This is a genomic window from Methylomonas sp. Uni0009, assembly GCF_054188105.3.
In genome coordinates, this window is the sequence record NZ_JBTAFN010000001.1 from 1703225 (window position 1) to 1727984 (window position 24760).

Consider the following 24760-nt stretch of genomic DNA (forward strand, 5'->3'; position numbering starts at 1 on the left):
TAAGCGAATGGTCTGAAGCCATACCTGTAATTGCTGCGAATTGTCTAATAACCGACCACGTTACCGCTATCATTGATACCGGTGGCGCTGACCTAAACCCTAGTAGAGGCCAGCCCTGTTGACGCGATGCTCGCAATGGCAAAGGCAGCGCCTAAGCGGCGCTTTTTTTTGTATTTGGAATTCATGAATATCTACCTTTTTTAGGAAGAACTGAAAAGAGATTTTCAATTTTCTTTGGGTGATATAGTTAAGTTTTTTAAGGCAATTCCACTTTTTCAGATTATCCGTGCCGTACCGGTATATTTGCGTACAGCAACGACGAGGACGCAGTTAAGCTTTGGGGGCGCCCAACCCGTAACCTTAACGCGCAAAACCAAAGCCGTTCCGCCGAACAAGACTACTGAACACTCACCCTCCCCGCCAAACTATTCCCTTGCACCGCCTCGTTATACATATCAAACCCGCTAGCAGGGGGGATCGACGCACTACCGGCTCTGGCGACTCGCCAAACTTGATACAAGGTCAATTCGCCGCCGGTTTGGAGCTTGGCGACGCGGATGATGCGGTCCGGGTAGCGTTGGGTTTCCTTGATGCTGGCCCAATAGCTGTCGTCCTTGGCTTGGATTTTGGCGTCGGCCAAATAGGTTTCGTCGTTTTCCTGGCCTTCCGCCAAGCTGGGGATGCCGTCGTCGATGACCACATACTCGCTGCCGGGTACCGGCCGGCCGGCGTCGGCGTTGCGCTTTACCCGCACTTCGCTGACCACCACATCGCCGGTTTGCAAAGCCTGGCTCATATTGATCAACTCGCTGCCTTTGGCGGTGATGCGGCGGAAGCAGCGTTGTACCTCCAGACCGGCGGCGCGGGCGGCGACGGCTGGATACGGCACCTCGACAGCGATAGTGGCACTGGCGATTTCGTCGGCATTCAGCTCGGCCAGATGAAGTTCGCTCAAGTCGGGGCTATCGCCAAACTGGTTGAAATTGGTCAGATAGCCGCCGGGGATGCGTTCCAATTTGCCCAACTCAAAACCGTTTTTGGTTGTAGCGGTGATGGTTCGGGCATTCTGCTTGGCCGCAGCCGCCGCTTCCTTAGTTAACAATTCCCGGCTGTTGAAGATCACCTGCGCGGTATCGTATGTCGATTGCCAATAGCCGTTTTTCTGAGTTTGCAACAGCAAGCGTTTCAGCTTGGTTTCCAGTGCAGGCGGCAGCGCCTGCGCTTCATTTAACGCGCCCAGGCCGGCAGAGATCAGGCTGGGTACGCCAAAGCCAAAGCCCAAACTGTTATACAACTCGCCGCGCTGATGCTGATAACCCGCCGGGTCAAACGCATCCAGCGCAAGTTGTAAGCGTTTGACTAAATCGTTTTTCAGCTGCGGCCGGTCTTTGAACTGGTGGTTGAAACTGTGCCAGTTTTGATTCTCGTAAGCCTTGACGATGCGCAACGCGGCGACCAACTCGTCGGCTCCAGCCTTAGAATTGGCAAGCACTTTTTCGACAAAATCGGCCTGCTGTTGCCAAGGCGCGTTGTAGGCATAGCCAACCGTCGCGAAGCCGCTCAACACAAAGCCATTTGCTATCGTATTGCCCTCGGTATGATTGTTCAGCCAGTCCATACCCTTGAAATAGGCGTTATTCACGCCTTCCACTTGCAAGTCGTTAGCGTATTTTAAGGCTTGCATCGCAATCAAGGTCACTGGCACGCTGGCTTCGCTATCGCTTGACCACAAGGCAAAACCGCCATCGGTTTTCTGGTTTTGAATCAGTTTACGAATGCCCAGCGCCGCGTTCTGTTTGGCGTGTTGCAAAGTCTTTTCCAGCGGGCCCAATTGCTCGGGTTTCAGGCCGGCGCGTTCGATCAAATCGATTAACACCAGATTCGGTACGGTGCTGTGCGCCAGTTGCTCGGTGCAACCGTAAGGGTATTGCACCAGCATGGCCGCTGCTTGCAGCGCGGCACCCAGCAGGCCGGAATTGACTCGCACCGTCACTTGCCGAGGTTCGGCCTGCGCGGGCAAGTCGGTACGCAGCAGATTGTCCTGCTGAACGCTGCTAAACACCTGTGGCAGCGCGGCGGCTTTTAATGGAATCTCGAATTCCTCGGCACCGCCCACCCGCACGCCGGCCGGCGCAGTCAACGCCACCTTAAGCGCCGGTGTACCTTGCCGGGCGTTGGCGCTCAAGCGTAACGGCCACAATTGCTCGGCTTTCGCAGCCAATTCGGCTTGGGGAGAAGTCTCGCCGTTTTGCAAAGGCAAGCTGTCCGGCAAACTGATGCTACCGGCCAGTTTCACCGGCTGGGCCAAGTGATTGGTCAGTTTCACCGCTACGTCCACTTCGTCGCCTTGCCGCAAGAATTGCGGGCCGACCATGTCCACCGCCACATCGGTGATGCTACGGAATTGGCCGGTGGTTTCGCCGATGCGGCCGTCCTTGTCGCTGGCAACCGCCGTGACCAGCCATTCGGTGATGTTGGCCGGCATGTCTACATCAATCGTCGCATTACCTTTGGCGTCGGTAATCACGTGCGGAAACCAGCCGGCTGTGTCGCGCATGGCTTTTTTCGCCAACTTGCTTTGGCTCTTCAAGGCGCTGAGCGAGAAATTCGGTTTACGCAGCAAATCCGCGTAACCGTAGCCTTGCAGATCGTCGGAATAGAAAGTCGCTAAATTGCTGCGTTGCAGCGGATAGAAAAAGTCGAAAATGCCGGGCCGGAATTCGGCTTGCACCGCATACACGGCGCGGTCGACAATGGACACCGCGACTTCGGTATTCGCCGCCGGACTGCCATCCGCGCGTTTGACTTGCAGCTTGATTTGGGTGGGTTTCAGCGGCTCGGTTTCGGCTTTTTCCGGCTCGATGGTGATCTGCAAACGCTTTTCCCAGGGTACGATTCTAAAGCCCAGGGTTTGTTCCTTGTACTTGCCGCCAGCTACCGGCACGGTCACGGTGTGGTAAAAGCCGGTGCCATATTCTGGCTTGGCGGTCACTTCAAACCAGCGGCTGCGGCCTTGAGCTGACGCGCTGCGGCTATCGAACAAACGCGCGCCGGCCACGGTTTCCCAAATCGCGCCGCTTTCGTTCTTGCCCCAGGCCTTGGGCAACAAGGCAAACACCTTGGCTTGTTCGCCGGGGCTGAGGATGGTGGTGGGCGTGTACAGTTCCAGTTCCGGATTATCAGCCACCGCTTCGCCACCGCTGCCGGCGACGATCAAGGTGCTGGGTTGAGAACTGGCCGGATGGTTTAAATTGCGGCCATCCAGGCTTTCCAAACGGGCGACGGCGGTGAGCCGGCCAAATTCTTTCAAGGCCGGGATGGTCAGTTTTTGCTGACCGCGCTCGTCGGTCGCGAAATCCAGTTTCACCAGGCTGCGTTTGCTGCTACCGGGCTGTTCCAGCATCACATCGACCACGCCGCCGGCCTTGGCAGCCGGCTTGCCGTCGGCATAGCTGGATTGCAACAGCAATTGCAAATCCTGATCGCCGACAGCCGCGACGGTTTTATTAAAACGCACAGCCGGCTGCGCCTCAGACAAGGTGGCGTAAATGCTGTCGGTCAAAATCGCATTGCCGCCGGCCGCATCTTGGGCGCGCACCATCAAGGAATAAATCCATTCCTGATCAGGCGTTTCTTTGTCCGAGGCGGGCACGGTGAATTCAAAACTGCCGTCGCCGCTTTCATCCAGCTTGGCGGCGGTTTCCCAAGGATTGCTGGCATCGACGGCCTGACGTTCTTCGATGGAGCTGTACAAGCGTTGGGGCTGGGTCAACGGCGCGGCGGATTTCACCTGGCCGAAATAATCGTTACCGGCAGCTAAACCCGCGCCAGCTTCGGTCACAAATTGCGGGGCTTCGAACTTTTTCCGGTACAGAAACACTTCGAATTTGACGTTCTGCGGTACACCGCCGCTGTAGCGTTTGGCGCGGAATTTTAGTTTAAACGGTTGACCTGCTTGCACCACCGGACTCCGATCCAGCCATTCCAGGTAAAACGTGGGTTTAATGTAATCGCGCACCCGGAACTCGCCGCCATAAGCTTTATGGTCGATTTCCGCTAGCAAGCGATACAAACCAGGCGTCTGACTGGGATCGAGATCGAAACTGCCGGAAAACGAACCGAAATCGGTAAGCTGGGTTTGGCCTTGCAAACCGGTGGCGTTGCCGTCGGCGCGAATCAGCGACACATCGGTTTGCTTGGATTGAAAGGCCGGAATCCGCAACTGGCCGTCCTGCAAATTGCGCACGATACCTTTGTAATAAAAAGTCTCGCCGGGCTTGAAGATCGGCCGGTCGGTCATCACGAATACCGCGTCGTCCTTGGCTTGCGTCGGCAAAAAGTCTGTGGCGGTCAACGCGGTGCGTGCCGCATCGCCGGGTTTGGCAGCCGGCGCATCGACACGTACCAGCAATTTGCCGTCCAACACGCCGTCGGGATTATTAAAGCTCAGCTCGCCGGCGGCGTTGGTACTGGCCGGTAAGGTTTGCCAACGGCCGCGACCGTCGCGATAACTGACTTTGGCACCAGCCAACGGTTGCAAGTCGCGATTCATGGCCCGCACCAACAACTGCTCGCTGGATTGCTTGACCTGCACCGCCAGACTGCTGACCTGAATTAGGCACTGCGCTTCGTTCTTGCCTTGCACCGCTTGCAGCAAATAGATGCCGTCCGGCAACGGATCAAGCGCAATCTGCCGAACTTTATAACGATGCTCGCTCCAGGTGTCTTCGTTAAACCACCAACCCAAATCATGGGTTTGCTGGCCGTTGCGCAGTAGATCCAGATAGTTTTCCTTCACGACGCTAAACCCTTTCGGCGGCGCGACTAAAACCTGCTGCGGCACCGACACCAACGGTTTTTCGGTGACAGTCAGCACCGAGCCGCTGAAGTTGGATTCTTTTAAAGACTTGCGAAACTCCACATCCAGCATGCCGCGCAGCAGCTTCAAGGGCGATTGCGCATTGTTCAGACCCTTGGCGAAGTAATGGCCGGGATTAAGCTCGCTAACCGGCTGCTCGTAACTGCGGCTGACGTTGAACTGGCCATCCAGGAAGGTTTCCAGATTATTGGCTTTCAGCACCCGGATTAGCATGGGCTGGTCGGTGAGGGTGTAGTCCAGGCGTATGTTGGGGGTTTCGGTGTTGGTGAAGCTGCGTTCGGCGGTTAAATAAAATGGGCTGCCGGCGGTTGCGCTTATCGGTACCAGTAATGCCGTTAGTAAAATTAGCTGACTGATGATTGCTAACAGACTGTTTGGAATTGGTGTCGCTGTCGCGACGGATGTTTTGGCGTCGGTTCTCGGACCGACAGCCGAGATACTTTCTTTTGCATCGCCAAAAGAAAGTATCCAAAGAAAAGGCGACCCGGATGTCGCTTGTTTCCTGCGCGCCGAAGGCTTGGAACGGGGTTTTCCGAAGGGGCTTCCCAGCCCCTGCGGAAAACGCGATGCATCCCTGCATCGCCCCTGCCGGGCTGATCCGTTCCAAGCCTCCGGTGCTCGGCGCGGCATACGGGACAGAAATCTGGCACTTACATCAGCAAACTGAACTAACATTGGATTTCCTGTTGAAATATAGAAAAGATTTATGGACCACCTGCATAGCCCGATAACTGATTTTCTTCGCGGCCCATTACTGTCAACTCCGCAAGGTTGGGTCGTTATTGGTTTTTCAGCTATTTATCTAATTTTCGGTTTTCTCATTTTATGGATTGGTCTTCCGCAAATATTTAGCTTAAAAACAGATGTGTTAGCGACTATTTGTTTTCTGTGGCCCGGCATTTTGTTTTTATATTTCGTTCGGGTGAGCAGCCCATCGTTTTTTCCTTCATTTTTAGAAGCCGCTTGGTTATGCGTCTACGCTATCGCTCCCATCGGTTTTTGGCTTTATAACAATTGGCATTCAATTTTTTCTTGAAAACGCATGGCAGCCAGTGGTTTTGTCCCGTATGCCGCGCCGAGCACCGAAGCTTTTGCCGAGATCAGCCCGATAGGGGAGCGGCAGGGATGCCGCTCGTTTTCGGAGGGGCTGGGAAGCCCCTTCCGAAAACCCTCGGCAAAAGCTTTTGCGCGCAGGATCAAAGCGGCATCCGGGTGGCTTTTTCTTTGGGTACTTTCTTTTGGCCAAGCAAAAGAAAGTACCTCGGCTGTCGGTCCGAGAACCGACATTAAATAAACCGTCGCGCTAGCGACACCTTCTAAGAGAGAAAATGAAACCAAGTTTTGAATCGCCTCACCCCAACCCTCTCCATCAGGAGAGGGAGTTGAGTCGTCAGCATTCAAAAAGCCAGTGGCAACGACAAAGGAAATCCCAACCACCACCAATAACAAACCAAAAAGCGAATTCAAAATAATCATTTCCCACCTTCTTGAGCTACCAACCTACCTTCCAAAGCAGCACCAGAACCTCCCTCAACCCTCCCCGCATAACTCAAAATCGGCAAACCGTAAAACAACTTATCCCCCTCCTGCCGCATCGCGGCTTTGGCGGCTTCATAGTCTTGCTGCCAGCGCGGGGCAAACTCGTTGGCTTCCTGCGCGTTACCCGCACCGCCTGCTAGGAATAGTTCTCGTACCGCGGCGCCAGGATTAACAAAAGCGGTTAGTTGCGCTGCTTGCCAGCGTTGTTTTTCGATGCCGCGTTGCCAATCCAATGGGCTCAAGGACTGTTTGTTGCAAGCATCCTTCATCCGGGTCAACAGACTTTCCGAACTCGCGGCCAGGAACAAACTGCCGCCGGCACATTCCGCGCCCAAATCCGGATTTTTCAGATATTGCGCATAAACGGCGCTGGCTTGCGGTTGCTGGGGATTGGCGACGATGATGCCGACCGCGCCGGTCGGGCTGTCGGCGGTGAAATCCCAAACCAAGCCTACACCAGCCGGTTCGGGGTCAGGCGGGTTGGTCGACGGGCCGTTTGCAGCCAGTGTTTGCCAGTCTTCTGCGGTTAAATCCGGCGATAACGCTAGGCTGGTGGCGATGCCGGCAAAAGCGTCATGCGGGATGCTGGCTAAAACGCCTTCGAATAATTGCCCGTGCAATTGGCTTTGCCAAGCCGCCGCTGGCAGATTCAACGTACCCAGTTGACCGTCTTTCAACGCAAAATCCCATTGCAGCGGATACGTCGGCGAGCCGGTCAGCACCGGCAGCAAATTATCGATAAAAGCTTCGCTACGTAAGGTCAAACTCAGCGGCGCATCGCTGCGGCGGCTTTGCGGGGCGATGCTGTCGATCACGTTCAATAACGCTTCCAGACTTTGCGCCAGATAAATCCGCTCGCGGAATTGGGTGAAAAACAGCTTTTGCAAACCGATGCGGGTTTCCAGGATCGGTTCCGGCAGTTTGTTGAGGCGGTAACCACTGCTGGCCAACACGCCGGCCAAGGCCGGCATGGCTTGATCGGCAAACTGGCTATCGCTACGCGAATAACTGATCACCCAACCCTGGCTGGCATGGGCCATGTCGTAATGCAGCTCAGCATTGGCGGTGACAGCGTCGCGCAGCAGTTGCGTCAGAAACTCGCCTTGCAGGCCTTCCAGATTGAGTTGCTCGGCTTTGACTTTCAGGCTTTGCAATAACCCAAAAAACAAACCTTGTACGAAGCGATTGCCGAGCAAGCTTTGCACTTGTGGCTGCGCATCCCACCAGTTTAAAAACGCTTCGCCCTGATTGAAGTTAAGGGTAAAGGCCACCGGATGTTTTTTCACATACCAGGTCGCCTGTTTTGGGCAGTCGGCGGGACGCTGTACCGTGACATCCATGGTGGTGCCCGAGCCGACATCGCCGCCAGTCAAGGCGGGACAGTGATCGTCGCCAGCCGGCACTACATCGTTGCTGCCGACCAACGACGTACTGGCGTCCAAATCCTGATTGGCGGCATCGCGCAATTTCACAGTCAAGTCCAGTAACGGCAGCCCGCTACGCATCAAGCGGCTTAAGGGTTGTCGGGCATAATCCTGATAGCCGACCACCGCGCTGGTAACGGTCAGCACCGCAGCCGAAGCTATCGCGGTCAGGCGTTTTGCGGGGCTAAGCGGTTCCATTCGTACACTCCAAGGAAATAAGGGTTTTCCGGGCGGGGGACCCACACCGGATCGGGCGATTGCAATAACTCGGCGACGCTGACCACGCGCACCTGGGCGTCGCCGCCCTGTGCGCCGTTGTGGTACACCACCAGATTCTGCGGATGGCCGGCGGCGAATAGCATCAGGTGGTAGGGTTCGTCATTAATTAATGGCTTTTGGTATACCAGCAAATCGCCGCTTTTTGCTGTTGCCAGATCGCGGGATTTCAAGCGAAAGTTGTAGCCGATTAGAGTTTCAGCGTCGGCAAAATGGCCGTAGCGCGCTTGACCGTTGTTGAGACCGGTTTGCCAGATTTGCGGATAGTCGGGGATGGCTTTACGGGCCTGTTCGGACAAGGGCGGCAGCATCAGCTTGGCTGGTACCCCAAGCTTGGCGGTGCGTTTGGCGTCGCGCGGTTCCAAAGCGGTGCGGTAAGCAAAACGTACCAGACCGGCGCAATCGCGCTGTTTGGGTTCCCAGAGTGGGCTGAGTTTACGGGCTTGTAGCAGGGCAACATCGGTGACGACTTGGCGTAGCGCGTCGGCGTCTTGCGGCGGCAGGTAGCCCAATTCTTCCGCACTGTCCTCTGCTTCGCCTTCGCGCTTGGGCTCGTGTTTGATGTATTCCTTTACTTCTATCGGCATGTCTCGCTCGGCATCCTGCCCCGGCACATAGATTTTCGCCGGCTGGCGGTTGCCTTGGATCACCACATAAGCCAGGGTTTTGGTTTCGCCGGGTCGGGCTAGCGGTTTTTGCACGCGGCGCCGACTTTCGCTGGGTAAGCCTTCGTCAAGGATGATGTCGAGATTTGCCAGCGTATGTTGCACTGCGCCGCCCGGCCAGTAGTTGGTGTCGATGCGGAACACACCGAGCGGCGGGGCCGGATGTACATATAAATAGGGGCCGTAGCCGGCCTGGTCGAAGTTGTCGCCGTTTTGGTTTAGGAAAAAGATACCGCCGCTGTTGGAATTAGTGTCGGCCCAATACACATGGCTGTTGTCCGGCTCGTAGATATGCAAATCGGTGTAGACACCGTCGCTGTCGCTGGTCAACACCACTTTCAGGCCTATCGAAGCAATCACCGCATCGACGGTAGTTGAGGCTTTGGCGACGCCGGCGCTGTTGGCGCATTCGGCGATGACGGTATTTTTGCCCTTGGCGGCCGGAAAAGCGCGGGAGAAACTGCCATTGGCATTGCGCACGTAGTAACGGACGCCGTTGATATTGACGACTATCGGATCGGCGGCTGGGTCGGAACAGGTGCCGGCTACCGTGATCTGCAGACCGCTGGTCCAACCGCCAGCCGGCTTGCTTAGTGTCAGTGTTGGCGCTGTGGCCGGCCCGGTAGGGACTGGATGTTGTTGGCCGCGTCGGGCCAGAATATCGGGATCGTCGCTAGGCGCCGCGGCGCCTTGAGTCGATAAAGCCAACAGCACGGCGGTAATGCCGCCCAGCCGGCGGGCATCGAACAAGTGAGGTTTCCGCATCCAGGCCTCCATCGGGCTATGGGATGTAATCAGTGCTGGAAATGTAGCAAGCAAATAGGCTAACGGCAAATCTAACTGCCGGTTGTTCCGCATAACGTAGACAGAACAGATTTTTTGGCGCAAAAAAAATCCCTCGTTCCGTCTGGAGCGAGGGATATTCTTAGTCAAGCGATAAATGGCAAAAGGCGGGTAGCCGATAAGCGCCTGCTATTCGCCGGATATTCCGTGATCGGAATTAAACTGAAGTCCGACGGCGTTGCAAGCCCAAAAAGCCAACCAAACCGCTCAAGAACATCCAGGCCGCTGCAGGCAGGGGAACCGGAGAACCTAAGCCGCCGCCACCAGCCGTATCACCGCTGCTAACAAAAGAATCGCTTTTTCCATCCGCACCAATTGATCTGACATGTAAGCCGATACGCAACAAGTCGTCTTGCAAACCGCGCCCAAGGTCCAAAAAGCTAACGCCAGTCTGCAAGGCTATGCGAATACCCAACAAATCGTTACTGGCGTTGATCCCTTTATTGGGATTGCCTGGATTAACATCGGCACCAAAACCGGAAGTTGCAACAAAAGGGTTAGCCAGTGTGTTGCCGGCTGGCAGATCACTTGGGTTCAAGGTATTTCCGAAATCGGTAGTGCCACCAAGCTGTAGAAAAGGAGCATATTGAGACAGCAGAAAATTGCTGTCATCAAAATAGATTTCGGCAATATTGGAAGCAGTGCCAACCGCATTTTTAAAGGTGAATATCACGTCATTGGCGCCGATACTCTGATTCAAAATTGAAAAAGCATCGGCTTGATTGAATACCTCAACGCTTAATTGGCTCGCCACGTTTTGGCTACTATTACTGGTAACACGCGTAAAACCCAGGCTTATGGGTGACGCAAAAACTTGGGTGCTGGATATCAGCAATACTCCGGCAGCTACAAACGATTTGCTTAAAAGGAACGATTTCATTGCAAGGCTCTCATGATTTTAAATTCGATGCCTTATTCTATAGACTCAGAAATTGACTCACAACCCTCCCAAAAGGGCAGTAACCACGGATTAAATTATTCCAGCGTCCCCTGCAAACGGGTAATCCAAGCGTCTTTCGCATTCGGATCGACATGAAACGCCAGCGCCACCGGTTTGTGAAGCAGGCCGTCCTCGCCGGAGGCGTTGGGGTTGAGCTGGCGTTTTTCCACAAAATCGATCAAGCGCCGCAGATGGTAAACCAGTAATACCCGGTTGCCTTCGCTGCCTTTGTAGATTAAATAGCCGACGTTGTCTTCGCTCAAGTCCGGGTTCCGGGCGATCAGCGCGGTCAATCGGGTTTCGCAATCGCCGGCCAGGCTTTTCAATACCGAATCTGGATGCCGGCGGATAAACTCAAGTAGATGCCCGACCAAGTGGCCGGCCAACTGTTGCTGTTGCAATTGCTCCAGTTCGGCATCGCTAAGCAAGACACTTTCCGCCACCAAATAATGCTTATCCCGCTCACCATCGTTGGCAAACAGCGAAATTTTTGCCAGCGCTGTGTCTTCAAGGGCATTTAGAAACTCTTGCGGCGAACGAATGTGTTTATCGATGGTGACCACCCAGGGCAAGGCGCGACCTGTCGCTTCAAAGCGCGATTTGACACTGCCGATCACGCCGGAGCGCGATAACTCCAGTTCCCGCCCGACCGGCTTCACCAGAAATGCATCGACGGCGGCAATCTGGGTGCGAAAGCCGGCGGCCTGGAAGTGTTTGATGGCGGTCGAATAGCGCGGATGATAGGGAATGCCGGTGCCGTCGTACAGAATATTGATCCGCTGTTCGCGCGCCCGTTGCGCTACCAGGTCGCGCAGCCGGTTGGCGAACGGTTCGACGTACACGTAGTCGTCGCTATGGTGATTGGCGGCGGTCAGCAAGCGGTACAAATCGCTGAGCTTTCTAAATTCGTCCAGGGAGGCGATCACAAAATTGTCGCCGCACAGCGCCGTGGCGATTTCCTCGACCGCTGTTTTGCCTGCACCGGCGCCGCCCATGCTCATCAGAAAATGCGGTTGGTCCACCGGGGTTTTACCGGCAAAAATCGCGTCCCTGGCCGCGATCAAAATGCGGGTGATCTTGGCTAAACGCTCGTAGGCAATTTCCACGGTGCGCCGTAAGCGCACTTCGTTACGGGCGGCGACCAGCATTTTTTGTTTTAAGGCTTCGTTGTCCGCCAATAAAAATAGATTGGCTTGCTCGCCGGCGCACTGCTTCAGTAAATCCATCAATTCGGCTTGGCTGGGGGAGCGCAAGCCGGTGAGCATATTCACGTCCAAGCAAAACAGCGGCGCAACGCCGTCTTCACGAATCGGGATGGCATCGATCTCGAATTTGCCGGGGGCGCGCAAATCTTCGGTGCCCGGCAAATAGCCGATGATGTGCTCGGACACGCTCAAAGGGTTGTCGGCAAAATGCTGGCCGGCGATCAGTTGTTCGGCGCTAATGCTACTTAGCGGCACCAAACCGCCCGTCACGGTGATCAGGCATTCGATGCCGTCGCTGGTGGTATGCGACAGAAACGGAATCCCTAATAGAAAGCGTTTGTTCTCCGGCCATTTGCCGTAGCGGTTGGCTTGGTTGTGCAGGCTTTTAATCCGCCTGGGATCAAGGGCGTGCGTAAAGGCGCGGCTCAGCGCCCGGTGTTGACTATTATGATCGTGCAGCACCAAAGCGTCTTCGGCAGTTAGGCGGCGAAAATCGATGCCTTGTTCGTAGACGGCCTTGAAGGCCGGCAGGTTACCCAGCGCGGTAATGAAAAAATCCAGCGTCATCCGATTGCCGTAGCCATAAGGCCGAATGATCCGTAAGGAATGATAAAAGCTGGCCAGTCGCTCGGCGATGTCCTCGCTATGAATCACAAAGCCATTGTTATCGAAAATCGCCGTATCGGCATTGCTGTCCCCATCCAACACCAAGCGCTCAATGGCGACGCGAAACTGTTTGCGTTTATCGGCATCCGGCATCGTGCCGGGGCGGTGGGTGACGGTGGGCTGCTCCTTCCAATCGCTAAACATTTCGCGATGAATGCGCGAGTACAAGCCGGTCATGTAAGTGACTCGCTTGGTCTGGTCGTGCGAGACGGTGATTTCCAGCTCTTGCAACAAGGTCGACAACAGTCCGGCGCCTTGGGCAATAGCCAGTGCAGTACGCAGGCGTTTTAGCGGCCTGTAACCCGGAAGATTCCGGCTGGGGTTTTGCATAATCCACCCTCTTATTTTTTTATAGTTATTATTTTCTGGGGCTGATCTTAACCGGTTATTGGCGGAGAAGGAATATTGGCTGAATGTCTTGCAACGGAAAACTACTATTATTGGCGGTTGAGTAAGTCGGTATGGCATTCCGGCTTGTGAGGACGCTAGTGGGGATCCAGAGCGCACAGATTCCGCTTGCCTGGAGCGATGTTAGCAGGCTTGAGCGGGATTCTTTAAAGCCCCCTTGGCGCCTGTCTAGCGAGTACTTTTCAGGTACAATAAACTCATTTTTTATCTATCAAGTGGCTCCCGACGTGTCGATTAGCAAAAACGATGTCTCTACTTTTCAGGGCCTGATTCTGACCTTACAGGAATACTGGTCGAATCAGGGTTGTGTGTTGTTGCAGCCTTTGGATCAGGAAGTCGGTGCCGGCACTTTCCACCCAGCCACTTTCTTGCGCGCCATCGGTCCGGAGCCTTGGAACAGCGCTTACGTGCAACCTTCGCGGCGCCCGACAGACGGCCGTTTCGGGGAAAATCCCAACCGCTTGCAGCATTATTATCAGTTTCAGGTAATCATGAAGCCGTCGCCGGACAATATTCAGGAGTTGTACCTGGGATCATTGCGGCATCTGGGCCTGGATTTGCTGGAACACGACATCCGTTTTGTGGAAGACAACTGGGAGTCGCCAACGCTAGGTGCTTGGGGCTTGGGTTGGGAAGTGTGGTTGAACGGCATGGAAGTCACCCAATTTACCTACTTTCAACAAGTCGGCGGCCTGGAATGTCGGCCGGTAAGCGGTGAAATTACTTACGGCCTGGAACGGATTGCGATGTATCTACAAGGCGTCGAAAGCGTCTACGATTTGGTCTGGACCCGCGGTCCGCAAGGCGTGGTCACCTATGGCGACGTGTTCCACCAAAACGAAGTCGAGATGTCCGAGTTCAACTTCGAGCACGCCAATGTCGAATTCTTGTTCCAATGCTTCGATACCTACGAGCGTGAATGCCTGATGCTGCTGGAGAAAAACCTGCCGCTGCCGGCTTACGAAATGGTCTTAAAAGCCTCCCACTCCTTTAATCTACTCGATGCTCGCCACGCCATTTCAGTTACCGAGCGGCAACGCTACATCTTACGGGTACGCAACATGGCCAAGTCGGTCGCCGAAGCCTATTACAACCGCCGGGAAGCGCTAGGCTTTCCGATTCTCGCCAGACAGGGAGCGTGACATGACCGAGACCAATCATTTATTGTTCGAACTGGGCTGCGAGGAGTTACCGCCGAAGTCCTTAAAAAAACTCAGTCAGGCCTTGCTGGACAATATTTTGGCCGGCTTGCAAGAGGCCGGTTTGAGCTACGGCCAAGGCCGTGCCTATGCCACGCCGCGCCGCTTGGCGGTATTGATAGACGATCTGCAAACCTTTCAGGCTGATAAAGTTGTTGAAAAGCGCGGTCCGGCCATTCAGGCGGCTTACGGTCCCGACGGTTCACCTAGCAAGGCCGCGCTGGGTTTTGCCGCCAGTTGCGGTGCGTCTTTTGAGGATTTGGAGAAGCTGGAAACCGACAAGGGTTCATGGTTGATCTTCAAACAAGCGGTGAAAGGCCAAGCCACTGCCGAGTTGATCCCTGACATTATCCGCAAAAGTCTGGCCAATTTACCGATTGCTAAACGTATGCGCTGGGGAAGTTTCGATGCCGAATTTGCCCGGCCGGTACATTGGGCGGTTTTGCTGTTGGGTTCTGAAATTCTGATTACCGATATTCTCGGCCGCACGACCGGCCGCGTCACCCGTGGTCACCGCTTTCATTCACCACTGGATTTGAGCATCGGTAGTCCACACGAATATCTGGACATCCTCAAACAGCATGGCAAGGTGCTGGCCGATTTCGAAGAACGCATGACCATCATCCGCGATGCTGCCAATCAAGCGGCCAGCAATGTTGGCGGTATTGCCCATATCGAAGACGATTTGCTGGAAGAAGTGGCGGCATTAAACGAATGGCCGGTGCCGGTCGTGGGTAATTTCGATGCGCGTTTTCTGGAATTGCCGCAGGAGGTGTTGATCACCACCATGCAGGCCAACCAGAAATATTTTCCGGTTAAAAATGCTGCAGGCCGATTGCTGCCGCATTTCATTACCTTCGCCAATATCGAAAGCTCCAACCCCGATTCCATCCGGCAAGGCAATGAGCGCGTGGTGTTGCCACGTCTGGTCGACGCGGAGTTTTTCTGGAAACAGGATAGAAAACAATCGCTGGCTGATCGGGTCGACAGCTTGAAAAGCATCGTCTTCCAAAAAGACCTGGGTACCTTGTTCGATAAAACCGAGCGTGTAGCCAAGCTTGCGGCTTTGGTTGCCGAAAAATTGGGCGCCGAAGTGGAGCTTGCAAGACGAGCCGCACTGTTGGCCAAAACCGATTTGATGACCAATATGGTCGGCGAATTCGCCAATCTGCAAGGCACGATGGGTCGTTATTACGCCGCTGCGGACGGCGAACATGCCGACGTGGCTTTAGCCTTGGAAGAACATTATTACCCCAAGCAGTCCGGCGGCGCGACACCGAGCGGTCAAATCGGCCAGGCGTTGGCGCTGGCGGAAAAAATCGACACCCTGGCCGGTATTTTCAGCGCAGGCTTGATTCCAACCGGCGACAAAGACCCATACGCCTTGCGTCGAGCCACGCTGGGCATTTTGCGGGTGCTGATCGAAAACGGTATTGCATTGGATGTCGTCGAACTGCTGGATGCTGCGCTGGATCAGTTCAGTCACGACTTTAATAAAGCCGAAATCCGGCAAAAAGTGATAGGTTTTCTGTTTGACCGTCTAAAAGGCTATTGTCTGGATCAAGGCTATACCAGCCACGAGTTCGAAGCGGTATTGGCGGTTAATCCGACTAGTCCGTTGGATTTCATGCTGCGTATTCGCGCTGTGCAAGGTTTTAGAGCCTTGCCGGAAGCGGAAAGTCTGGCGGCGGCGAACAAACGTATTATCAACATCCTGAAAAAATCGGATCAAGCGCCTACGGAGAGCATTGGTACTTTGGTAGAAGCCGCCGAGAAAAACTTGTTGGCAGCCGCCGAGCAATCGGAAGCCGACATTTTGCCGTTGTTGGCCGAACAGAATTATCCGCTGGCCCTGAGCCGGCTGGCGCAGTTACGCGATAGCGTCGATGCGTTTTTCGATAATGTGATGGTGAATACCGACGACGAAGTTTTACGCAACAGTCGTTTGGCATTGCTGGCCAAATTGTCCAATCAATTCCTGAAAATCGCCGATATTTCCAAACTGCAATCGTGACCGAGCGTTACGTTATTCTGGATCGGGACGGCACCATCAATGTCGATTCCGACGATTTTATCAAATCACCGGAAGAATGGCTGCCGCTGGCCGGCAGCCTGGAAGCCATTGCGCTGTTAAATCGACATGGCTACAAAGTCGTGGTGATTACGAATCAGTCGGGGATTGCCAGGGGCTTATTCGATTTGGCAACGCTGGCGGCGATACATGCCAAAATGCGGCAATTGGCGTCCCAGGCCGACGGACACATAGAAGCCATTTATTTTTGCCCTCACGGCCCAAACGACACTTGTGACTGCCGCAAACCTCTGGACGGACTGTTTCGACGCTTTGCCGCCGATACGCAAGCTGATTTGAGCCGGACTTATGCGATTGGCGACTCCTTGCGCGATATTCAGGCCGCGGAATCGGCCGGTGCCAAACCTATTCTGGTCAAAACCGGGAAAGGCGAAAAAACTGCCCTTAATAATCCACAACGTAACGTTCCTATTTTCGATAATCTTTATGACGCAGCCACGCACATCGTCTCGACAAGCTGATTTTAGAGTCTATTTGGGCTCTACATTGTTGTTCATTTACATAGTATTCTCGACACTGATTGTCGGGGTGGCGATTTTGGGCGGATTTTTTCTGCCGTTTCCGATGCGCTATAAAATCGCCGATGTTTGGATCAATTGCCTGCTGTTTATGCTGAAGTTATGTTGCGGGCTAAGTTATGAAGTGGAAGGGCTGGAAAACATTCCTCGCGATAGCGCGGCGATTATTCTCAGCAAACATCAGTCGGCCTGGGAAACGGTGGCTTTGCGGCAATTTATTTTCCCGCAAACCGCGGTTTTGAAAAAATCGTTGCTGCAAATCCCGTTTGGCGGCTGGGCGCTGGCGACATTAAAACCCATCGCCATAGATCGGCAAAATCAGAAAGAAGCGCTAAAAATGTTGATCGATCAAGGGATTCAGCGTTTGCAGGAAGGTTTGTTCGTGGTGGTGTTTCCGGAGGGAACCCGAGTGGCGCCGGGAGCGCATAAAAAATTTAATGCGGGCGGTGCAATGCTGGCGCAAAAATCCGGTTTTCCGGTGATTCCGCTGGCGCACAATGCAGGAGAATATTGGCCGCGTAACAGTTTTTTGAAATATCCGGGCGTGATTAAGGTCAAAATTGGGCCGGTTATCAGTAGCATTGATAAAAAATCGAAGGATATTAACGCAGAGGCCGAAGCCTGGATTAATAAAGCGATGTTGCAAATCGATGCAGAACGAATAGCAGGGTAATTCGAATTGGGGAGCTAAAATTTAAGCTGCAAAAAAAAGGCCCGCATTCGCGGGCCTTTTTCTTCAAGCTTAAAGATTAAAGCGCTACAGAAGTAGAGCTAGAAACTTTTTGTTTTGATGCATCTGGATCGTCCATGCAACCGCTCAGGCCAGCAATCATCAGGGTCATAGCTAAAAGAGATAATACTTTTTTCATAACATCCTCCAAATAAAAGTTTTTTATATTTTTGCGTGTGCTGAATCTAAACAAAAAATTAAGCACAGCGAGATTTAAACATGCCGAACCAGTTTGGCGCAAACTAAATCTGTTTGGAGGAAAAGAAATCGGGATATAAGGCCCACAGGGTGGGCCTTACTCAGGAAGGAATATCCTGCCAGGGCTAGGATTATTTAACCCCTGAACCTTGTTGGTTAGGTGAGCCATAGCCTTTTGGTTTTGGGTTGCCTTGGTCTGGGTCGTCCATGCAACCGCTCAAGCTTACAATCATCATTACCATAGCCAAGACAGAAAATACTTTTTTCATAACATCCTCCGATTTAAAGGTTTTTATTTTTGTGTGTACTCAAATTCAAGCACGCAAAATTTATAGCATGACAAAACCGAGTATGCAATACCCTAGATGTTTACAAAATATCGATGTCTTTCGGCAGGTTGATCTTTATGTCCTTTCCAGTCCATTGTGCGGAGCCTATTGCTTGCCATTCTCCGGCCAAGTTGCTGTTCCTGAGATCTTTTTCCCACACAAACGGTGCTCGAATTCTCTTCATTTTGACGATAAATTGCGTGCTATCGAGCTCTAAACCACTTTTTTTTCCCCAGAACGCCGTGACTTTCATGATGAATTTTTTCAAGCGGAGCTCGTCGATATTTGGGGTTACCGCAATGTTGGCCCACATGGAATGCACCCGCCCCCAATTCGGCGCCAACAGGCGGCCTTGCCGATTAACAAACGGTAACCATTGCTCTTCGCCGTTGGCATCCAAATAGGTAATAGCCAGTAAACGGTCATAGCCTTCGAAATGGTCGTGAAGATACAGCGCGTGGGGGGTGATGCCCAAAAACGTGTGAGACATCATTAAGACCGCGTTGCTCATATCCGCCAGCATGCTGGTTATCGGCGACTGGCGGGTATCGACATGCAGGCGGTACAGCAAACCATAGTGAAAGCTGCTGTTGAACTGAAACAAGATCAACACCAGCAACACTTTGCTGATTTTGTGTACGCGACTTCTGGCCGGTAAGGCATGCTCCGCTTCGAAAATTCGCTCGTACAAACTCGGCGGCAGGTTTTCAGCTGATGCCGGCAGACAGCTCACATCGCATGCCAATCGCGTGCGCGAATCGGCAATCGCCCGGTAGCGCCCGCATATCCACTGATAAAGCAGCGGCAGTTTCATGGCCCAACCTATCATCGCGGTGTAGCGCATCGAGATTAAAATTTGCGCGTAAGTATCAACGCCGGAATAAACCAGTCCATCGCCATCCACCGCGTACAAATCGGTCAGCAGTTGCTTTTCGCCCAATTCGGCTAGAGCTGGATAATCGATTGCAAACACTTGTGCGGGCTTGAAATCAACACCGTGCAAAATGTCGAAATGATTCAGTGTCAAAACCGTACGATTGCACAATGGGCATTGTTGGTCGTAAAACACCGTTAATAGTGGTTGTTTGATCCGTAGAAGTACCCCGATTTTTCTATACCAGGCAAATGGCATCACCAATGCGTAGAAAATCAGCATTCCCATTCCGAACGGGTAAATATTGAAGGACAGGGTAATGCCCAAATGCAAGGAAATCCCGATCAGAAAGTACAGCCATCTGAACTGGCGGCGATGAAAAAACAACAGGAAAGTAAACTGGAATGCGATGATGGTGTAGCCGATGATTTTTTGCAAAATCTCGATATTCAGCAGCCAGGACAAATCCAGCGCGGACATGTAATACGGAATCGAAGACGGCAACCAAGCACCCAAGCCGTTGCGCCAATGCTCGGCAAACATCTTGTGTATCGCGGAATCGAAATACAAAAAGCCCAGACAAATCGCGACCGGTAGATAATAAGTCAGTGCAGACACTTCCGGAGCTTGGTATTGAGAATAATGCGTGAAGGGGCGCAGAAATTTTTTCCTAAGGCCATCAATAGAAAAGGCTTGGTCCATAGGCATGAAGATCAGAAAGAAATTGGCGCCAATCATGAACAAATCGAAGCCGCCGTCGAAATCGCGCTGCATAGGCGTGAAATTAACGAATAGCAGCCAAAAAATGTAGTTAGCAACACTGGCCGCCTGGCAGCGGTAACCGATGGCCAGACAAAACGCCACCGCGGCCCATAGCCAAAGGAAGAACGGAATCATCGGAAATTCGACATCCATGAATGGGATGGGGTCGAATATCAAATGGTTGAAATACAGCAGAAAAAAAACTTCCTGTAGTGTCACCACCCCAAACAAAAGCCTGAAAAGGCCTACGCCGGTAGCGGGTACTTTTTTAGAATAAAGAGCATTGACTTTCTGAACTAACAGTTTGTACATGGCGGGTCGGCAGGCTAAAAGTCCACAGATTATAAGGGATTTGAAAATGGTATGCGTCAGGCAAAAAAAAAGCGGCTACGGGATCTATCCGTAGCCGCTTTTTCCAGAAAAGCTTTGTAAGCGAGGGGGTGTAGCTTACTCTTCGTCTTTAGGCTCAGCAAAAACCCATTTTACAAAGAAGTATCCTGCAGCGATGATAACTACCGCTCCAATCATGCCCGACGGTTCTTTCAGCATTTCTGTTAAATCTAAGATCGCTCCCATGGGTGCCTCCTACCTTTAGTTAGTTGTTATAAAATTTGCCATGTCTTTGGCGGTCGAGCTTCATATGTTACTTTAGCCACCTTCAAAGTCAAGCGATTCATGGCTATCGCGGAAACATCCGACCGCAATTGCCATCCAGGTGGATTATGGTAGTATGCTTTCTCAACCTGAATTTTGAGAATTATAAAAACAGTTTCAACAAGGGGAATAGAGATGATTGGTGGCGTAATAATGATTTTGACGGCAATCTGGGTATATCAAACCCTGATAAAAGCCAAAACGGGTAATGTGCTGATGTGGGTTGCCGGCTGTGCCATAGTGTTCTTGGTCATTCAGGTGTTGTTCTACAACATCAACATTATGATCATCGACGGCTTAGACGGTAAAGATGTCGGCGGCGAATATGATCGCGACTTGACCAGCGTCGGCGATAGAAAAACCCAGGAAGGCGCCGGCGGCTGGTTCATGCCGGTTTTCTTCGAATTACTACCGCCGTTTGCCGGTGTGTTGGCTGTCGCTCTGATTCGCTGTCAGTTTATTTTGAAACAAGCGTTGACACCAGCCAACCTGTTCAGCGGTATCAAAGAGTTGTTTGTCAGCATCAAAAACAGCTTCAAAACCTCCAGCAACTAACCAACTTGGCTGGCTCCGAAGCCCAAGGCCGCTTGGGCTTCGTTACCGTCGAAATTCCTCAGCCGCCGGTAACTGCGGATACGATGCTGACTATCGTTAAAATAAACAGCACAGTCGCAATCAGCCCGACGACAATATAGGCAGGCAAAGAGCCATGCTGAAAATCAAGCGCTCTATTCTTATTGCTTTGCACGCCGATCACGGCGGCAAACACGCTTTTTATGACATGCAATAGACTGGGTTTAGACATGATTTCCCTCAAAATTTGGTTTGATAATAAAGCGGACTAGCCCACCGATATTCACCCTTACGACCCTCAGGCAGTATGAACAGCACACAAAGATTACACCAGTTATTATCTCAACGGATTTTGTTTCTGGACGGTGCGATGGGCACCATGATTCAGAGCTACAAACTGGAGGAGAAGGATTATCGCGGCGTACGCTTTGCCGACTGGCCTGTCGATCTTAAGGGCAACAACGATTTATTATCGATTACCCAGCCCGAGGTAATCAAGGCGATTCATCGCGCCTATCTGGATGCCGGCTCGGATATTCTGGAAACCAATACCTTCAATTCCACCCGTATCGCGATGGCCGATTATCGGATGGAAGACCTTGCTTACGAGATCAACGTAGCTTCGGCCCGCGTCGCTAAACAGGCGGCCAACGAAGTCAGCGCGTTAACGCCGGACAAGCCGCGTTTTGTCGCCGGCGTCTTGGGCCCCACCAATCGCACGTCATCAATGTCGCCGGATGTCAACGATCCCGGCTTCCGTAACATCACGTTCGATGATTTGGTAAGCGCCTACAGCGAAGCCACTCAGGGCTTAATCGACGGTGGAGCCGACATCATCCTGATCGAAACGGTGTTCGATACGCTGAACGCCAAAGCGGCGATTTTCGCGGTCGAACAGACTTTCGACAAACTAGGTTACAAACTGCCGGTGATGATCTCCGGCACGATTACCGACGCCTCCGGCCGTACGCTATCCGGCCAGACCGCCGCCGCATTCTGGTATTCGTTGAAACACGTGCAACCCATCTCGATCGGCTTCAACTGCGCGCTCGGTGCGCAGGAACTGCGCCAATACATCGAAGAACTTTCCAATATCGCCGACACCTACGTTTCCGCCCACCCGAACGCTGGCCTGCCCAACGAATTTGGCGAATACGACGAAACGCCGGAAATGATGGCCGCCGAGCTGGCAGACTGGGCGGCGAGCGGCTATTTGAATATCATCGGCGGTTGCTGCGGCACCTCGCCGGACACGATACGCGCCATCGTTGCCGCGCTGGAAAAATATCAGCCGCGTAAGATTCCCGAGTTGGAAAAACGCTGCCACCTGGCCGGCCTGGAAGCGATGAGCATCGGTCCGGAAACGCTGTTCGTGAACGTCGGCGAACGTACCAACGTTACCGGTTCGGCGATCTTCAAGAAAATGATCGTCGAAGAACGTTACGAAGAAGCCCTGGAAGTTGCCAAGCAACAGGTCGAAAACGGCGCGCAGATTATCGACATCAACATGGACGAAGGCATGCTGGATTCTAAAGCCGCGATGGTGCGCTTTTTGAATCTGTTGGCGGCCGAGCCGGATATTGCCAAAGTACCGATCATGCTGGACTCTTCGAAATGGGAGATTCTGGAAGCCGGCCTGAAATGCATCCAGGGCAAGGGCGTCGTCAACTCGATCTCGATCAAGGAAGGCGAAGAAAAATTTATCGAACACGCCAAGCTGGTGCGCCGCTATGGAGCGGCTGTGATCGTGATGGCGTTCGACGAACAGGGCCAAGCGGATACGATGGCGCGCAAAGTGGAAATCTGCACCCGCGCCTATAAGATACTCACCGAACAGGTCGGCTTCCCGCCGGAAGACATCATCTTCGACCCCAACATTTTCGCGGTTGCCACCGGCATCGAAGAGCACAACAACTATGGCGTCGATTTCATCGAAGCCACCCGCATCATCAAGCAGACTCTGCCGCACGCTTTAATTTCCGGAGGCGTATCGAACGTGTCGTTCTCGTTCCGCGGCAACAATCCGGTGCGCGAAGCGATCCACGCGGTATTTCTGTACCATGCCGTCCACGCAGGCATGGACATGGGCATCGTCAACGCCGGGCAGTTGGCGATTTACGCCGATATTCCGGAAGAACTGCGCAATGCCGTCGAAGACGTGATTTTGAATCGCACCCCGGAAGGCACTGAAAAGCTGCTGGAAATTGCCGAAAAATATCGTGGTAGCGGCCAGACAGCGAAACAGGAAACCTTGGAATGGCGTGAATGGCCGGTCACTAAACGCCTGGAACATGCGTTAGTGAAAGGCATTGCCGATTACATTGAAGAAGATACCGAAGCGGCAAGGCTGGAAGCAGAAAAACCGTTACACGTCATCGAAGGGCCGTTGATGGACGGTATGAACGTGGTCGGCGACTTGTTCGGCGAAGGCAAAATGTTTTTGCCGCAAGTGGTGAAATCGGCGCGGGTCATGAAAAAAGCCGTGGCCTATCTGATGCCGTTCATGGACGCCGAAATAGACGGCAGCGAGCGGCAAACCAACGGCAAAGTGCTGATGGCCACTGTGAAGGGCGATGTGCACGACATTGGCAAAAACATCGTCGGCGTGGTACTGCAATGCAATAATTATGAAGTCATCGATTTGGGCGTGATGGTGCCGGCCGAGACGATTCTGAAAACTGCCCGCGAGCAAAATGTCGATGTGATCGGCCTAAGCGGCTTGATCACGCCGTCGCTGGATGAAATGGTGCATGTCGCCAAGGAAATGCAGCGGCAAGGGTTCACGATTCCATTGATGATAGGCGGCGCGACGACTTCGCGCGCGCATACCGCGGTAAAAATTGAACCGCACTATCAGTCGCCGACCGTCTATGTCACCGATGCATCGCGCAGTGTCGGCGTGGTCAGCGCCCTGCTCAGCGACGATTTAAAAGCCGATTTCGTGGAAAAAACCCGTGCCGAGTATGAAGTGGTGCGCGAGCGTCACAAGGGGCGACACGCTAAGAATCCACAACATAATCTGGAAAAAGCCCGGCAGAACAAATTCAATTACGCCAGCCATCAGCCGGTTAAACCTAAGTTCCTCGGCACCAAGGTAGTCGATAATTTCCCGCTGGATACGCTGGTTTGGTACATCGACTGGACGCCGTTCTTCCAGACTTGGGAATTGTCCGGCAGCTATCCGGCCATTCTTAGCGATCACGTGGTTGGCGTCGAAGCCACCAAGCTATTCGAAGACGCTCAGGAGATGCTGAAACACCTGATTCGCGAGCAATGGTTGACAGCCAAGGCCGTCATAGGCTTCTTCCCGGCCAACAGCGACGGCGACGACATCGTGCTGTATACCGACGACACCCGCAGCCAACCACGCGAAACGCTGCACCATTTGCGCCAGCAAAACGTCAAGGCGCCGGGCCGACCCAATTACTGCCTATCCGATTTCATCGCGCCGGTCGGTAGCGGCATTGCCGACTATCTGGGAGGTTTCGCGGTGACCTCCGGTATCGGCATCGAAACCAAACTGGCCGAGTTCGAAAAAGATCACGACGACTACAGCGCCATCATGCTGAAAGCTCTGGCCGACCGGCTGGCCGAAGCGTTTGCGGAATACATGCATCAAGCCGTACGCCGCGAATACTGGGGCTATGCCGAAGAGGAAAATTACGACAATCACGCATTGATCGAAGAGGCCTATCAAGGCATCCGTCCGGCTCCCGGCTATCCGGCTTGCCCGGACCACACTGAAAAGGCCAAGCTGTTTGAATTGCTCAACGTGACGGAAAATACGACGATAGAACTGACCGAAAACTTTGCGATGTATCCGACCGCAGCGGTCAGCGGCTGGTATTTCTCGCATCCGGATTCGCAGTATTTCAATGTCGGCAAGATCGATCAGGACCAGTTAGAAGACTACGCGCGGCGTAAAGGCCTGAAGATCGAAGTAGCCGAACGTTGGTTGGCTGCGCATTTGAATCATTGATCGATTC

The 24760-nt window shown here is 53.2% G+C and carries 17 protein-coding genes; 7 read left to right on the forward strand and 10 right to left on the reverse strand.

All coding sequences use genetic code 11. The features are described 5' to 3' along the window. Nucleotides 1-397: 397 nt before the first annotated feature. Nucleotides 398-5554: an MG2 domain-containing protein gene (locus ACWAU0_RS07960; RefSeq protein WP_523070778.1), complete on the reverse strand. Its 5157-nt coding sequence runs from the start codon at nt 5552-5554 to the stop codon at nt 398-400. A 31-nt stretch (nt 5555-5585) separates the two neighbouring features. Between ACWAU0_RS07960 and ACWAU0_RS07965 the strand changes: the two genes are divergently transcribed. Further along, nucleotides 5586-5915: a hypothetical protein gene (locus ACWAU0_RS07965; RefSeq protein ID WP_523070779.1), complete on the forward strand. Its 330-nt coding sequence runs from the start codon at nt 5586-5588 to the stop codon at nt 5913-5915. On the opposite strand, the gene ACWAU0_RS07970 is transcribed toward ACWAU0_RS07965, so the two are convergent. The 5 genes from ACWAU0_RS07970 to ACWAU0_RS07990 all read right to left on the reverse strand — a co-directional run bounded on the left by ACWAU0_RS07970 (nt 5885) and on the right by ACWAU0_RS07990 (nt 12767). After that, nucleotides 5885-6355 (reverse strand): hypothetical protein, encoded by a 471-nt coding sequence (locus tag ACWAU0_RS07970; RefSeq protein ID WP_205452571.1) that lies wholly within the window; start codon nt 6353-6355, stop codon nt 5885-5887. The two genes, ACWAU0_RS07965 and ACWAU0_RS07970, sit on opposite strands and share 31 nt — an antisense overlap. Beyond that, complete coding sequence (locus ACWAU0_RS07975) at nt 6352-8040, reverse strand: hypothetical protein (protein ID WP_458138853.1); 1689 nt, start codon at nt 8038-8040, stop codon at nt 6352-6354. Before ACWAU0_RS07975 ends, ACWAU0_RS07970 begins: the two co-directional genes overlap by 4 nt. Beyond that, nucleotides 8010-9548 carry a DUF1175 family protein gene (locus tag ACWAU0_RS07980; RefSeq protein WP_458138854.1) on the reverse strand — a complete coding sequence of 513 codons (1539 nt, stop codon included), beginning with the start codon at nt 9546-9548 and terminating at the stop codon, nt 8010-8012. Before ACWAU0_RS07980 ends, ACWAU0_RS07975 begins: the two co-directional genes overlap by 31 nt. Nucleotides 9549-9783: 235 nt before the next feature. Further along, nucleotides 9784-10380, reverse strand: coding sequence for a VPLPA-CTERM sorting domain-containing protein (locus tag ACWAU0_RS07985; protein ID WP_458138855.1), 597 nt, complete (start codon nt 10378-10380; stop codon nt 9784-9786). Between the two features lie 221 nt (nt 10381-10601). Beyond that, nucleotides 10602-12767 carry a zeta toxin family protein gene (locus ACWAU0_RS07990; protein WP_458138856.1) on the reverse strand — a complete coding sequence of 722 codons (2166 nt, stop codon included), beginning with the start codon at nt 12765-12767 and terminating at the stop codon, nt 10602-10604. A gap of 305 nt (nt 12768-13072) precedes the next feature. On the opposite strand from ACWAU0_RS07990, the gene glyQ reads away from it, so the two are divergent. Genes glyQ through ACWAU0_RS08010 form a run of 4 tightly spaced genes read left to right on the forward strand, consistent with a single transcriptional unit; the run spans nt 13073 to nt 17327 of the window. Continuing rightward, nucleotides 13073-13987, forward strand: a complete 915-nt coding sequence (gene glyQ, locus ACWAU0_RS07995) for a glycine--tRNA ligase subunit alpha (RefSeq protein ID WP_458138857.1) — start codon at nt 13073-13075, stop codon at nt 13985-13987. Nucleotide 13988: 1 nt separating this feature from the next. After that, nucleotides 13989-16058, forward strand: coding sequence for a glycine--tRNA ligase subunit beta (gene glyS / locus ACWAU0_RS08000; protein ID WP_458138858.1), 2070 nt, complete (start codon nt 13989-13991; stop codon nt 16056-16058). Beyond that, complete coding sequence (gmhB, locus tag ACWAU0_RS08005) at nt 16055-16597, forward strand: D-glycero-beta-D-manno-heptose 1,7-bisphosphate 7-phosphatase (RefSeq protein ID WP_445367599.1); 543 nt, start codon at nt 16055-16057, stop codon at nt 16595-16597. The genes glyS and gmhB overlap by 4 nt, the downstream gene beginning before the upstream one ends. After that, nucleotides 16563-17327, forward strand: a complete 765-nt coding sequence (locus ACWAU0_RS08010; RefSeq protein WP_445367600.1) for a lysophospholipid acyltransferase family protein — start codon at nt 16563-16565, stop codon at nt 17325-17327. Before gmhB ends, ACWAU0_RS08010 begins: the two co-directional genes overlap by 35 nt. A gap of 386 nt (nt 17328-17713) precedes the next feature. Here ACWAU0_RS08010 and ACWAU0_RS08015 read toward each other — a convergent pair whose 3' ends face one another. The 3 genes from ACWAU0_RS08015 to ACWAU0_RS08025 form a co-directional block, all read right to left on the reverse strand. Then, nucleotides 17714-17851 (reverse strand): hypothetical protein, encoded by a 138-nt coding sequence (locus ACWAU0_RS08015; RefSeq protein WP_165385996.1) that lies wholly within the window; start codon nt 17849-17851, stop codon nt 17714-17716. A gap of 100 nt (nt 17852-17951) precedes the next feature. Next, nucleotides 17952-19859 (reverse strand): DCC1-like thiol-disulfide oxidoreductase family protein, encoded by a 1908-nt coding sequence (locus tag ACWAU0_RS08020; protein ID WP_458138859.1) that lies wholly within the window; start codon nt 19857-19859, stop codon nt 17952-17954. 135 nt (nt 19860-19994) lie between these two features. Further along, nucleotides 19995-20123 (reverse strand): hypothetical protein, encoded by a 129-nt coding sequence (locus tag ACWAU0_RS08025; RefSeq protein ID WP_255189959.1) that lies wholly within the window; start codon nt 20121-20123, stop codon nt 19995-19997. A gap of 213 nt (nt 20124-20336) precedes the next feature. Between ACWAU0_RS08025 and ACWAU0_RS08030 the strand changes: the two genes are divergently transcribed. Beyond that, nucleotides 20337-20756 carry a hypothetical protein gene (locus ACWAU0_RS08030; protein WP_033156855.1) on the forward strand — a complete coding sequence of 140 codons (420 nt, stop codon included), beginning with the start codon at nt 20337-20339 and terminating at the stop codon, nt 20754-20756. A 58-nt stretch (nt 20757-20814) separates the two neighbouring features. Here ACWAU0_RS08030 and ACWAU0_RS08035 read toward each other — a convergent pair whose 3' ends face one another. Continuing rightward, complete coding sequence (locus tag ACWAU0_RS08035; RefSeq protein WP_458138860.1) at nt 20815-21006, reverse strand: DUF2970 domain-containing protein; 192 nt, start codon at nt 21004-21006, stop codon at nt 20815-20817. 75 nt (nt 21007-21081) lie between these two features. Between ACWAU0_RS08035 and metH the strand changes: the two genes are divergently transcribed. After that, a complete protein-coding gene (metH, locus tag ACWAU0_RS08040) occupies nt 21082-24753 on the forward strand; it encodes a methionine synthase (protein ID WP_458138861.1) in 3672 nt (1223 codons plus the stop codon). Nucleotides 24754-24760: the final 7 nt, after the last annotated feature.

What these genes read in the sequence shown, in the direction of transcription:
- ACWAU0_RS07960 (WP_523070778.1), bottom strand. Translation starts at nt 5,554, where the DNA reads ATGTTAGTTCAGTTTGCTGATGTAAGTGCCAGATTTCTGTCCCGTATG.
- ACWAU0_RS07965 (WP_523070779.1), top strand. Translation starts at nt 5,586, where the DNA reads ATGGACCACCTGCATAGCCCGATAACTGATTTTCTTCGCGGCCCATTA.
- ACWAU0_RS07970 (WP_205452571.1), bottom strand. Translation starts at nt 6,355, where the DNA reads ATGATTATTTTGAATTCGCTTTTTGGTTTGTTATTGGTGGTGGTTGGG.
- ACWAU0_RS07975 (WP_458138853.1), bottom strand. Translation starts at nt 8,040, where the DNA reads ATGGAACCGCTTAGCCCCGCAAAACGCCTGACCGCGATAGCTTCGGCT.
- ACWAU0_RS07980 (WP_458138854.1), bottom strand. Translation starts at nt 9,548, where the DNA reads ATGCGGAAACCTCACTTGTTCGATGCCCGCCGGCTGGGCGGCATTACC.
- ACWAU0_RS07990 (WP_458138856.1), bottom strand. Translation starts at nt 12,767, where the DNA reads ATGCAAAACCCCAGCCGGAATCTTCCGGGTTACAGGCCGCTAAAACGC.
- glyS (WP_458138858.1), top strand. Translation starts at nt 13,989, where the DNA reads ATGACCGAGACCAATCATTTATTGTTCGAACTGGGCTGCGAGGAGTTA.
- ACWAU0_RS08010 (WP_445367600.1), top strand. Translation starts at nt 16,563, where the DNA reads ATGACGCAGCCACGCACATCGTCTCGACAAGCTGATTTTAGAGTCTAT.
- ACWAU0_RS08015 (WP_165385996.1), bottom strand. Translation starts at nt 17,851, where the DNA reads ATGAAAAAAGTATTTTCTGTCTTGGCTATGGTAATGATGATTGTAAGC.
- ACWAU0_RS08020 (WP_458138859.1), bottom strand. Translation starts at nt 19,859, where the DNA reads ATGTACAAACTGTTAGTTCAGAAAGTCAATGCTCTTTATTCTAAAAAA.
- ACWAU0_RS08025 (WP_255189959.1), bottom strand. Translation starts at nt 20,123, where the DNA reads ATGGGAGCGATCTTAGATTTAACAGAAATGCTGAAAGAACCGTCGGGC.
- ACWAU0_RS08030 (WP_033156855.1), top strand. Translation starts at nt 20,337, where the DNA reads ATGATTGGTGGCGTAATAATGATTTTGACGGCAATCTGGGTATATCAA.
- ACWAU0_RS08035 (WP_458138860.1), bottom strand. Translation starts at nt 21,006, where the DNA reads ATGTCTAAACCCAGTCTATTGCATGTCATAAAAAGCGTGTTTGCCGCC.
- metH (WP_458138861.1), top strand. Translation starts at nt 21,082, where the DNA reads ATGAACAGCACACAAAGATTACACCAGTTATTATCTCAACGGATTTTG.